The sequence below is a fragment of the Leptospira ainlahdjerensis genome, assembly GCF_016919175.1.
Lineage (GTDB): Bacteria > Spirochaetota > Leptospiria > Leptospirales > Leptospiraceae > Leptospira > Leptospira ainlahdjerensis.
The window spans coordinates 94,857-106,696 of the sequence record NZ_JAFFPU010000042.1 but is presented as its reverse complement, the minus strand read 5'-3'; the positions used below and the strand labels follow the sequence as shown (position 1 = coordinate 106,696).

At 43.3% G+C, this 11,840-nt stretch carries 9 protein-coding genes; 4 read left to right on the top strand and 5 right to left on the bottom strand.

Annotated elements, in window-relative coordinates:
- Positions 1-6 precede the first annotated feature (6 nt).
- On the bottom strand, positions 7-1,167 hold the full coding sequence (gene metK, locus JWG45_RS12235; protein ID WP_205279981.1) for a methionine adenosyltransferase: 1,161 nt from the start codon (positions 1,165-1,167) through the stop codon (positions 7-9).
- Between the two features lie 187 nt (positions 1,168-1,354).
- Between metK and JWG45_RS12230 the strand changes: the two genes are divergently transcribed.
- The 3 genes from JWG45_RS12230 (at position 1,355) to JWG45_RS12220 (ending at position 5,473) form a co-directional block, all read left to right on the top strand.
- Entirely contained in the window at positions 1,355-1,753 is a 399-nt protein-coding gene (locus JWG45_RS12230; protein ID WP_205279980.1) for a ParB N-terminal domain-containing protein, read from the top strand.
- A gap of 223 nt (positions 1,754-1,976) precedes the next feature.
- Entirely contained in the window at positions 1,977-2,795 is an 819-nt protein-coding gene (lipL32, locus tag JWG45_RS12225; protein WP_205279979.1) for a major surface lipoprotein LipL32, read from the top strand.
- Between the two features lie 920 nt (positions 2,796-3,715).
- Positions 3,716-5,473, top strand: coding sequence for an acyl-CoA dehydrogenase family protein (locus JWG45_RS12220; RefSeq protein ID WP_205279978.1), 1,758 nt, complete (start codon positions 3,716-3,718; stop codon positions 5,471-5,473).
- Positions 5,474-5,686: 213 nt separating this feature from the next.
- Here JWG45_RS12220 and JWG45_RS12215 read toward each other — a convergent pair whose 3' ends face one another.
- Complete coding sequence (locus JWG45_RS12215) at positions 5,687-6,346, bottom strand: oxidoreductase (protein ID WP_205279977.1); 660 nt, start codon at positions 6,344-6,346, stop codon at positions 5,687-5,689.
- A gap of 34 nt (positions 6,347-6,380) precedes the next feature.
- On the opposite strand from JWG45_RS12215, the gene JWG45_RS12210 reads away from it, so the two are divergent.
- Positions 6,381-7,817 carry an adenylate/guanylate cyclase domain-containing protein gene (locus JWG45_RS12210; protein WP_205279976.1) on the top strand — a complete coding sequence of 479 codons (1,437 nt, stop codon included), beginning with the start codon at positions 6,381-6,383 and terminating at the stop codon, positions 7,815-7,817.
- Between the two features lie 190 nt (positions 7,818-8,007).
- Here the strand turns inward: JWG45_RS12210 and JWG45_RS12205 are convergent, their stop codons facing one another.
- The 3 genes from JWG45_RS12205 to JWG45_RS12195 form a co-directional block, all read right to left on the bottom strand.
- The gene (locus JWG45_RS12205) at positions 8,008-8,901 is read right to left on the bottom strand and encodes a hypothetical protein (RefSeq protein WP_205279975.1); all 894 of its coding nucleotides are present in this window, start codon (positions 8,899-8,901) and stop codon (positions 8,008-8,010) included.
- Positions 8,902-9,720: 819 nt separating this feature from the next.
- Positions 9,721-10,065: a DUF962 domain-containing protein gene (locus tag JWG45_RS12200; protein WP_205279974.1), complete on the bottom strand. Its 345-nt coding sequence runs from the start codon at positions 10,063-10,065 to the stop codon at positions 9,721-9,723.
- 63 nt (positions 10,066-10,128) lie between these two features.
- The gene (locus JWG45_RS12195; RefSeq protein ID WP_205279973.1) at positions 10,129-11,658 is read right to left on the bottom strand and encodes a deoxyribodipyrimidine photolyase; all 1,530 of its coding nucleotides are present in this window, start codon (positions 11,656-11,658) and stop codon (positions 10,129-10,131) included.
- Positions 11,659-11,840: the final 182 nt, after the last annotated feature.

Below are 11,840 nucleotides of genomic sequence, written 5' to 3'. Positions count from 1 at the left end.
TTTTTCTTATCCTTTTAAAGCCGCGGCTTTGTCGGTTTCTTCCCAAGTAAAGGTGGAGCCCTTTCTTCCGAAGTGACCGTAAGACGCAGTCTCTCTGTATTTTCTTCCTTTTTCTAGGAGTTTTAAGGATTCTATGATTCCTCTTGGAGTCAGTCTGAAGTTGGCGCGAATTCTTTTTACCAATTCTTCTTCGGAAATTTTTCCGGTTCCAAAAGTGTCTACGTGAACGGAAACGGGCTCCGCAACTCCGATCGCGTACGCAAGTTGCACTTCACACTTGTCCGCAAGGCCGGAAGCTACCACGTTCTTCGCGATATAACGTCCCATATACGCCGCAGAACGGTCCACTTTGGAAGGATCCTTTCCGGAGAAAGCTCCTCCTCCGTGTCTTCCGTATCCACCGTAAGTGTCCACGATGATCTTTCTTCCGGTCAAACCGGCGTCACCGTGAGGACCGCCGATGATGAACTGGCCGGTCGGGTTGATGAAATATTTCGTATCCTTGAGAAGATTTGCAGGAATGACCTTCTTGATACATTCTTCGATCAAAGACTCTTCGATCTGTTTGTGAGTTGCGTCCGGAGAATGTTGAGTGGAAATCACGACGGTATCGATTCTCACGGGCTTTCCGTCTTTGTATTCTACCGTAACCTGGGACTTCGCGTCCGGTCTTAAGAATTTGAGTTTATTAGAATGTCTGAGTTCCGCTAAGTATTTTACGAGTTCGTGAGAATAGTAGATCGGCATCGGCATGAGTTCCGGAGTCTCGTTGATCGCGAAACCGAACATCAAACCCTGGTCGCCGGCTCCTTGTTCTTTGAAAAGTCCTTCCCCTTCGGTCACCCCTTGAGAGATATCCGGACTCTGGGCATGAACGTGAGCGGAAACAACTGCGAAGTCCGCGTCAAAACCCATCGTAATGTCGTTATAACCGATATCACGGATTACGTTTCTTGCAATCTCTTGGGCGTCCACCTTACCTTTACTTGTAATTTCACCCGCGATCACGACTAAATTCGTGGTCACCAAGGTTTCACAAGCAACTCGAGACTTTGGATCTTGCTCCAAATACGCGTCTAGAATCGCATCGGAAATTTGGTCACAAACCTTATCTGGATGGCCTTCTCCGACCGATTCCGAAGTAAAAATAAAATCTTTTAAAGACATTTGTTCTTCCTGATGGTGAAATTGACTGAGTAACCGTACTGGATACCCGCTTTCATTCCAAAAACCTATGGATTCCTTCAGTGTCAAGAAGATCCAAACTATGTTCCCAACCGATTCTACAACAAATTGAACCGTTTCGAGCAGAATTGAATTGAATCGAGAGCCGCCCGAATATTTTTGAGAAACAATGAAAATCCGAGTCTCCGATATCAAAGTTAAGAATCGTATCCGAAAAGATTTGGGCGATCTTCGCCCCTTAAAAGAATCCATTCAGAAGTTGGGTCTTTTGCATCCGATTCTCATCGATCTCGACAATACCTTGATCTCGGGAGAAAGAAGACTCGAAAGCGTAAAACTACTCGGCTGGGAGTACGTGGACGTTCGGATCGTGGACATTCGAAATAAAAAAGAAAGGGTTCAGATGGAGGCCGAAGAAAACAATATCCGTTTAGAATTCACTTCGGAAGAACAGGAAAGAGTCCAAGAACTCCTTAAGAGGTATTCGTATTCAACAATCTTCGGAAGAATCCTTGCGTGGATTTTGGATCTCTGGGACTGGATCAAACGATTTTTTCAAAAAAATTGAATTCTCGCGCTTTCGATTTCCCGATTTACAATTTTTTTCCAAAAGAACACAGGAGACTTGAATCCGCTCGTGTTACGCGTCTTACGGATCTACGGAGACTTTTGATTCTCTTGAAAGTTCCTTTTTAATCGGATTCCATCACTTTCAGGTAAAAAATTATTCAATATTGATTTACAAAAAGTTCGCGAGTCCATACCGTGATTTTCCTAACTAAGGAGAGTCTATGAAAAAACTTTCGATTTTGGCTATCTCCGTCGCACTCTTTGCAAGCATCACAGCTTGTGGAGCATTCGGCGGTCTGCCAAGCCTAAAAAGCTCTTTTGTACTGAGCGAGAGCACCATCCCAGGGACAAATGAAACAGTAAAAACTTTACTGCCCTACGGGACTGTAATCCATTACTATGGATACATCAAGCCAGGACAAGCGCCAGACGGTTTAGTCGATGGAAGCAAAAAAGCATACTACCTCTACGTTTGGGTTCCTGCTGTTATCGCTGAGATGGGAGTTCGTATGATTTCCCCAACAGGCGAAATCGGTGAACCAGGCGACGGAGACCTAGTAAGTGACGCTTTCAAAGCTGCAACTCCAGAAGAAAAATCAATGCCAAGTTGGTTTGATACCTGGATTCGTGTTGAAAGAATGTCCGCTATTATGCCTGACCAAATCGCAAAAGCTGCGAAAGGAAAAGCACTTCAAAAGCTCGATGACGATGATGACGGAGATGATACTTACAAAGAAGAGAGACATGCAAAATACAACTCTCTTACAAGAATTACCATCCCTAATCCTCCAAAATCTTTTGACGAACTGAAAAGTATCGATACTAAAAAACTTTTAGTAAGAGGTCTTTACAGAATCGCTTTCACTACCTACAAACCAGGTGAAGTGAAAGGATCTTTCGTTGCATCAGTTGGTCTGCTCTTCCCACCAGGTATTCCAGGTGTGAGCCCACTGATTCACTCAAATCCTGAAGAACTGCAAAAACAAGCAGTAGCTGCCGAAGAGTCTTTGAAAAAAGCTGCAGCTGACGCTACTAAGTAATTCACACTTAGTTTTACAGTTGTTTAAGGTAAAAAGCCGCCGCAAGGCGGCTTTTTTTATTACATTCTCTTTTTAGAATACACTTCTTTTCTAAAGTGATTCTATCGAGAAGCCGTGGACGGCGACGCAATCGGTTTTTCAAAAATTCTTTCAAAATTCTCGACGAAGAAACCAATTCGGGAAATATAAAAAGAAGTTCTTGTTCTTGTTTGCAAAACGGCCTTTCGCGAAATTCATTCTGAAATTCTTACTTCCAACCCACCCGGTTTGCAGATAGTAAAAAAAAAATTCCCCTCGAGCCTTCCCGAAAGATTTTAAACGAACGAAGCATAAAATTTGTTCCTCCACAAAGTGATGATTTTTCGATAGAAAAAATCGACGGAGTTTTCCCTATCGAACCAATCTGTTCTGAATCGTCGGAACTACGACGCCCTCCGTAAAACCACCCGCCCCACCCTGATCTTGGGTGGCGGGGCGGGTGGTGGAAAGAATTGGGTGACTTTCCTCTATCACAAAATTCTAATTTTGCAAGCAAAATCTCCCCTTCTCAGTTCTGTCGGAACTACGACAATTAGGAGAATTTCCATTTCGAAAAAGAGCGCTCCCTTGCGGATAAAGATTTACCAAACTCTTTTCCCGGCCGAAATTTTACGACAGAATCTTGCGTTTCCTATAAATCCAGCCTAAGGATTCAAGAAATTTGAATCTTCGAATCTGAGATTACGCAGAAAAGAACCAGTCTCTTTAAAATTTCTTGAACACCGATCGCTTCCCATCGAAAGTAAGGAAGTCTTTTGGGTCCGGAAATTCTCCAAACGACGTTCGATAAGCAAGAATTTCGGTTTTCAGAGCGAGAATCCGACTCTGGAGTGGTAATAAGACTAAAATCACCCTGAACAAAAGTTCACAAAGGATTTGAAATGATAGAGAATAATTATTTTTCAGAAAACGCAGATCTTCAAGAAAACTTTCAATCGATCGTTGATTGGAAGGAAATCATAGACGGATTTGAAGGCGACTTCGAAGACCACAAAGAATATCAAAAAAACGGAAAAGACGAACTCGCGATGGCGCCCGGTTCCTATGAAGACGCATTAGAATATTATAAATCAATTTTAGAATCCGGAGGGGAAATCGCCGGAAAACAAATCGCCCCGCTCGCCAAAGACATGGATGTGGAGGGGCTCAAATATTCCTCCGGTAAGGTTACGTTTCCGGAAGCGATGGTAAAAGGAATCCATCAAGTCAAAGAAGCCGGAATTCTTCCTTACAGCATCGGAAGACATCACGGTGGACTCGGAATTCCCGCTACCGTTCAAACGATGATGATGGAGGTTTTTTCCAGAGCCGACGCTTCCTTTGCAATCACCCTGGGCTGTCTCAACCTCGCGGAAACGATCGAAAGATTCGGATCGAAAGAGATGATCGAAGAATACGTTCCTAAGATGGCACGCGGAGAACTCTTCGGAGCAATGGCTCTGACCGAACCCAACTACGGATCCGATCTACCGAATCTTCAGACCAAGGCGATCAAGGATACAAACGGAGTCTGGAGACTTACGGGTGCAAAACGTTTTATCACACACGGTTGCGGATTCGAAGGAATTCCAGCCGTGATTCTTACTCTTGCGAGAACCGGAACTCCGACGAGCGGCGCGAGAGGACTTTCCTTTTTCCTTGTAAAAAGTTCCGATGTCTTCATCGCTGGGATCGAAAAGAAGATGGGACTTCACTGTTCTCCGACTTGCGAAGTTGTCTATGAAAATTCTCCCGGAATTCTCATCGGGGAAGAAGGTTACGGTTTGGTGCGTTATTCCATGGCGATGATGAACGGAGCAAGACTTTCTATCGCGGCCCAAGCGATGGGAATCGCGACGGCGGCATACACAGAAGCGAAAAAATACGCCTCGGAAAGAGAACAATTCGGAAAAACCATCCAGAATATTCCTGCGGTGAAAAAGATGCTTTCTGCGATGGATCGCGAGATCGCGGGAATGAGAGCAATTCTTCTGGAAGCTTCCCGTTCGATCGACCTCTATCATTGGAAATCGGAACGCCTAAAGCTCAAAGGTGTGGACGAAAAAGAAATCCGCAAAGACGAAACGATTCGTAAATGGGAAAAACTGGCAAATCTTTTTACTCCATTATCGAAGTATTATATTACAGAACTTGCAAATAAAATCGCGTATGACGGACTTCAGATCCACGGCGGGGCGGGATTCACCTACGACTATGACATCTCCAGAATTTATAGAGACGTAAGAATCACGAACATCTACGAAGGAACCACACAACTTCAGGTAGTCGCCGCGATCGGAGGGATCGTTTCCGGAATGTCCGCAAAAGGTCATCTTCGTCAATACTTCGAGGAAGAATTCTCCAAAATTTCCCCCTCTTCCCTTTTGATCGAAAACAAGGAAACCTTCGAGAAAATCGTAGAGGCTTATACCTCCGTTGAAAATTCCTCTTTGAGAGACGAGATCGCTTTCGAAGTTGTCGAATCGACGGCTCGAATTTTGATCGGACTTCTTCTAGAAAGATCCGCCTCTCGTCTGAAAGGAGAATCCAAGGATAAAAAGGCACTTCTTGCAAAAGAATACAATCTGGAATCCAAGTCCATTCTCGCGGCAAACAAAATCGAAATTGAAAACCGACAAGGACAACTGAGCTTCGCCTAAGGATTGTTCCACGGTTCCGTTTCTGAAATTCCCAAAATTCGAATTTCAGAAACGGAGTTTGTTTTATTTTTTAGGGATCCTTCCAAATCCTAATTCGGTTTTAAGCGGATTCCCAAAGTCGAACGGCAAGAACGATTCAGTTTTTTCTCCGTCAAAAACGATCCTCTCGAATTTTATAAAAACGGAATTCTTACAAAACTTAAAAATGAAAAATCAACGATTTCCAATGGATTCGATTCGATCGGATTCTAAAATTCGGACTCCGCTCGGATCCTTCTGCGCGATTGTGACCATCGCTTTGGCAACGGTTCTTCCTTGAATCGATCTGTATTTTCTGGTTCCTCCCAAAAGGAAGGGATTGATCACCTTAAATAAAAAATGTCCGACGGTTTCACCGAGACGAACCTCCTCCCGCTCTCCCTCAAGCAAGGAAGGACGAAAGATCCCGGTAAAGGTAAAACCGACGTTCTCAAGATCTTTTTCCATTTCACCCTTGACTCGATTGTAAAAGACCATCGATTTTACATCGGCGCCGAGAGCGCTTACTACCAAAAAGGATTTTGCTCCGGCGGCTTTTGCGAGTTTCGCGAGTTTAAGAACGTACTTGTAATCGACTTTTCTAAAATTCTCCTGGCTTCCAGCCTTGGAGATTGTGGTTCCCAAAGCACAAAACACGTCCGTAATTCCTTTTGGAATCGATGTGGCAGATAACGTGTCATAATCTGCGGCGATTTCTTCGACTCCGGAAGTCGACCCCGATCTTCTTACGAGCGCATAGATCTTTGAATAATTACCGGAATGGGACAATTCTTCCAAAAGACACTTTCCGATCAGACCTGAAGCGCCGGCGACCAGCGCAATTTTTTGATTCATTCTTTCCCTTTCCCCCGAAACATATCCGGAAACTTTGTCTTTGTCCCTTTTTAATGAAAGAATTTTTTTCAAAAGAAGGCTCTTCTTACGGAAAGAATTGATTTCGAATCGTGAAATTTCTATCCTGAACTTTGTGAATCTATTTCATTCTTTTAAAAACGCGCTGCATACTTTGGACCGTAAGTCCATGCCGGAATCGGTCTTGGAAGTCCTAAAAAAAGAGGAAATGAACGGGATTATCATTACCAATTATTTCCGATATCTGATCGCCTTCTTTTTTGCGGTTCAGGTAATCGCCAACTTGGACGCGGGAAGTAAAACTACGAACCTAATCGCATTTTCGGCGTATTTGATTTTAACTGTAACTCATACGATCGTGATCCGAGCTTTTCCGGATTCTATCATTTCCATTTTTAACTATATCACCCTAATTGCCGAATACATCCTCATTCTACTCATTCTTTTATTTTATACGTTTACGATTCCCAATGTGGACTTCGGATTTACTTTAAAAAACCCGATCAATCTGTTTTATCTTTTTCCGATCATCTATTCTTTGTTACAATTCCGGATTCGTTTTGTTTTTATCGGGCTTTTTCTTTTTTATATATTCTACTTTTCGATTCTTTGGTTGGCCATAACTTCCGGAAAACTTACCTACGCAAAACATTGGGGCGAATATGTAAGCGGGCCCGCCGTTTTGCTTGAAGACATCTTTACTGGAAAACCGGCTTTGTATTTTTGTTTTTCCGTCGTGATCGCGATCGGAATTTTTAGAACGGTTTCCATGGTTAGAAGAATCGGGATCGCCGAAGGTCAAAAAACAGAACTCTCCAGATACTTTTCTCCGAAGATCGTAAACGAAATGATGGAGAATCCGAAAACTCTCCAGAGCGGAAATCGTCAGACGGTGAGTATTCTTTTTTTGGATATTCGAAATTTTACTTCTATGTCGGAAAATATGGACCCAAAGGATCTCAGCGAGCTTCTATCAGAATTTCGTAATATTATGATGGAATGTGTTTTTGAAAACAACGGTACCTTGGACAAGTATATTGGAGACGCGGTGATGGCTACTTTTGGAACTCCTCACCCTTCTCCTTCCGCCGAAGTTGACGCAAGAAACGCCGTTGGTTGCGGAGTGATTATGCAAAAACGTCTTTCCGAATGGAACTTCCAACGCAAGTCCGAAGGCAAAACTCCGATCGCAATCGGAATCGGAATTCATACGGGAGAAGTTTTTGCGGGTAATATCGGAAACGATCTCCACAGAGAATACACTGTCATCGGAGACGCAGTCAACACGGCTTCCCGGATCGAATCCCTTTGCAAACTTTTGAAAAAATCTTTTCTGATCTCCAAAGAAACCATGGAGCTGTTAGGCGGAAAATATACCCTCAATCGAATGCCCCGTGTCAAGGTCAAAGGCAAGGAAGAACCCATACAGGTTTACGAAGTTATGTGGGGCTAAGCGACCCGTAGGGAGCGCGTCGCCGTTGGCCTCAAGCGCAAGCTTGAGAAACGCGATCTGCAAATGCGATCCGAAGATTGAAAATGTAGGAACTCCTATAAAGGTCGAAGATCCAGAATGTGGGAACACCTAAGTTAGTAAAAATATTTCAAACATCCATTCTTTAATCGCCAAGGAAAAACATTTGAAATCACTCAAACGAACCGTCGATTTCAGGATCCGAATTCATCGCACGTTCACAATAGGCAAAGGGAGAAAGTCTGTCATTTTCGATAAATTGAAAAGAATCGACGAAGTCGATCTTGCGAATTTCACAGAGAAATTCAGGACTTGTTTTCGGATCGGCTCTAATTTCAAAAAGGATCGCTTCCTGCGGTTCTCCATAGGTCGCTTTTGCGATTTTCATCTCGATAAAACAAATCGATTCTCGGAGTTTACATTCGGCGGATTGTAAATCCGATCCCGTCCAAACGACTTCAAATTGATTTTCCTCGTCCTTTATGAGAAAGGAATGATTGCCCAAAACGATCCGCAGAGGTTTTCGATAAAACTCAGCATCGTAATCCCCGTCCGTAAAATGTTCTCGTTTCGCCCAACCGGAAAGAATCCCGTTTGTGACCTTAACAAAGGCTCGTAAGTCGTGACTCGGTTCCATTTCATCGATCAAACGCGCGTTCGTATTATAGGACAACTCTCCGATCTTTTTCGAATTTGGCTCCGGTTTTTCCTGAAGAACAATCCCCGGTTTTGTAAAAACTCGGATTTTTTTGTTATAGGACAAATCGTTGGAAGAAAGAAAAACCTCTCTTCCGTTCCAAAGACATTTTGTATAGAGCGAACCGTAAGTCCCCTTTGCGTTTTGTATTTCTCCGTCGGAATCGACTAACACCAAAATACGAGCCCCTTTCGGGACACGTTCAGCAAGATGTTCTCCATTTAAGTCAATTCCCGAACCGAAGCCGACCATAAACGTAACAGGACAGGAATTCGTTTTGCGACAATCGCCTTTAAAAAACGAACAAGAGGAAGGAATCGAAGAAGCGAGGATTAGAAAGAGAACTGAGGTGATTCTTCGAATTTGCATTCCGGAGAATGTGCATACTTTTGAATCTCTGTCAATGGAAAAGAAGAATGCGAAACGTGATTTGTCCAATCGAAGCAAGAAAGGTTTCTTGCGCGGGGGCAAGACGTTTACGTCTGCGAGAATGTTCGGATTTTATACCGAAGAAAACGGAACTTATAGGAAAAACCTTGTAAATTGCAAAGTTTCTATTTCGGAGCCACACTCACAAAAAGGTGGTTAGAATTTCAAGATCCTTTGTCGGAAATACGGCAACAATTCTACCTGGAAAGTCAATGCCTGCGTAAGCGACCCAAGCCAAAAGAAATTTTGGCCTCAGGTTTTGCATAGTCATTCATCTTATCCACTAAACACAATTCGGAATCGAGTAGATGGCAATCGCAAAGCCGATCCTTGTCGGATCTACGACAAAGGAATTTTTACTTGCAAAAAGTTTGATTTTGTGGTAGAGGAAAGTCCGTCGAGGTTTTTTCCCACCACCGCTCCCCTCCACCCAAGTTCAGGGTGGGGCCCGCAACTTTTACGGTGAAGTTGTCGGATCTACGACAAAGGAATTTTTACTTGCAAGAAGTTTGATTTTGTAGTAGAGAAAAGTCCGTCGAGGTTTTCTCCCACCACCGCTCCCCTCCACCCAAGTTCAGGGTGGGGCCCGCGACTTTTACGGTGAAGTTGTTGGATCTACGACAAACTTTTCTTAAGCTTACGTTCCTCTTGGGTGCGGCGGCAGTAGGTTTGCGAAAATGCTCTTCTAAAGATTCGTGTGAACTCTCTATGCGGCGCTTTTAAGCGAATCGCACCGCAAAAAAAGAAATCGAAAGAAGTTTATTTCTTACCGATCTTCTCGAGTTCTTTTCCGATCTGCCCGGTAAGAATGTAGAAATACATAACCCAATCACCCATAAACGATTTGAACGGATATGTAAAAGTTGCCGGACGATTCTTCTCAACAAAAAAATGACCGATCCAAGCGAAGAAGTAACCGGAAAAAAGCGCGGCGAATATGTAGTACGGATTTAAGTTGATGATCGCCGTTAGAATCCAACCGAGAGCGATGGAAGTTCCGATAAAGTGAAGAGTTCGGTTGAGTGGATGGGAATGTTCCCCCAAATAAAAGGGCCAAAATTCTTTAAACGTATCATAAGTCTTAGGCGCGGCTTCTGCGGTCATAGTAGTTCATCCTCTTTTTCTACGATTCTATCCGCTCCAGTTCTAAAATGCAAGCCATTTGAACTAAAACAACTTCGTGGAAATTCCTTCCAAGGAATCCACGTAATCAAAATACGATTGCAGTTTGAACTTCTTCGCGGTCGAATCCGATGACATATAACGAATGTTACCGAAAACATTTCTTTCCGGAAACCAGGGTCTGTCGAACAAGCCGAAACACCAAAGAATTCCGGTATAAGAATTCGGATCCCTTCCGTCATACGCGTATTTATTGTTCAAGTCTTCGAGAATCGTAAACGCGGTTTCATAGTCGGAAGTCCATTCGATCACCTTTTTTCCCCAGAGCATCCGAAGATAGTTGTGCATTCCTCCGGATAAAACCAATTCCCTCTGAGCGGCGTTCCAAACCACGTCATGCGTCCTTGCGTTCTCCAGATCTTCTTTTTTATAGAGAAATGGTCGTTTGTCCTTTCTGTGAAAATCCAGATTCTTCTGAATCCAATCCGGAAGAATGGAGAGATCTTTTCGAAACGAAGGTTCTTTCCAAAACATCAAAAAGCCGACGTCTCTCCAAGTGATGAGTTCGTCTAAGAATGAATTTACGTTTTCATCCGGATGAAAGTATCCCTCTCTTTTATTTTTATTTTCCGGAATGATGATCCCCGGATTCCAAGACGTTTCCAGATTCCAGTCGAGAACGGCGCTTACTACTTCTTCTTGTGCGATAGAACCGAAGTGCAGATACGGAGACAAAAGAGAAGAATTCGAATCCTCCGGTTTTTTCGGCTGACTTCTTTTTTCAGAGTATCCGGCCAATCCATCCTTTAAGAATCGTTTGAGAAGTCTGATGCCCTCCGCCCTACCTCCGATTTTTCCCTTTACGGGTAATACCTCCGGGCAAAGAAAATCAATTTTTTCGAATATTCTAAAATCAGAATTTTCTTCCGGATCAAACCAACGAACGGTCTTTAGCGGAGAATCCGGATTCTTTTCCAACCAGGATTCTCCTTTTTCTAAAAAAGGTTTCTCCGGTTTTTTCGAGGACCGGAAATTCCAGGCTTCCGGAAACAATCGATGTACTCGAGGCCTTAAGATTCTCGCGGCCGAAGCAAATTCTCCATAGGAAGTAAGCGGAATGATGGAATTGGAATCGACCGCGAGCAACTTTGTTTCGATTCGGGAAGAAACTTGTGAGAACATTTCAGGAATGATATAAGCGGGATAATCGTCGGTAACTACGAGAGCGGCTTTCTCAGTGAGTTTTCGAAACACATCGGCGATCGGATTGTCTTTTGTTTCGACAAAGGCTCGGTACGTTAGGCCTAACTTCTTAGCATCCCTTGCGTTAGTCGCCATTCCTTCCAATATAAATCGATGAAAGCGTGGAGAACTCCATGGATAATCCATCTTCAAAGGTTCGTAGATTAGAATTTCTTTTTTGTATTTTTTGGAAAGATGGATCGCGTAATCCAGTGAATGATTCCAAGCGAGTCGTCTCGCCATCGACATCCAATAGAGAATGTAAGGCTCTTCTTCTCGAACGGGTTTTTGGTTGCAATCTCGAACTCGGATGAGGTTTTCTTTTGGAAACATATTTCTCTTTTGTAAAGGATTCCACTTTAGACGGGCTTTAATCGGCGATTTACGAAATTCCACGTGATTCTCTCTTTTTTTGTTTTCGGAAATTAGCACTCTCAGGCCGTAAGTGCTTGACGAAAGAGCGACAGATTTTTTAATTGGAAATCTAAGTCAGCACTCTTCCTTGTATAGTGCTA

What these genes read in the sequence shown, in the direction of transcription:
- JWG45_RS12205 (WP_205279975.1), bottom strand. Translation starts at nt 8,901, where the DNA reads ATGCAAATTCGAAGAATCACCTCAGTTCTCTTTCTAATCCTCGCTTCT.
- JWG45_RS12215 (WP_205279977.1), bottom strand. Translation starts at nt 6,346, where the DNA reads ATGAATCAAAAAATTGCGCTGGTCGCCGGCGCTTCAGGTCTGATCGGA.
- metK (WP_205279981.1), bottom strand. Translation starts at nt 1,167, where the DNA reads ATGTCTTTAAAAGATTTTATTTTTACTTCGGAATCGGTCGGAGAAGGC.
- JWG45_RS12230 (WP_205279980.1), top strand. Translation starts at nt 1,355, where the DNA reads ATGAAAATCCGAGTCTCCGATATCAAAGTTAAGAATCGTATCCGAAAA.
- JWG45_RS12200 (WP_205279974.1), bottom strand. Translation starts at nt 10,065, where the DNA reads ATGACCGCAGAAGCCGCGCCTAAGACTTATGATACGTTTAAAGAATTT.
- JWG45_RS12195 (WP_205279973.1), bottom strand. Translation starts at nt 11,658, where the DNA reads ATGTTTCCAAAAGAAAACCTCATCCGAGTTCGAGATTGCAACCAAAAA.
- lipL32 (WP_205279979.1), top strand. Translation starts at nt 1,977, where the DNA reads ATGAAAAAACTTTCGATTTTGGCTATCTCCGTCGCACTCTTTGCAAGC.
- JWG45_RS12220 (WP_205279978.1), top strand. Translation starts at nt 3,716, where the DNA reads ATGATAGAGAATAATTATTTTTCAGAAAACGCAGATCTTCAAGAAAAC.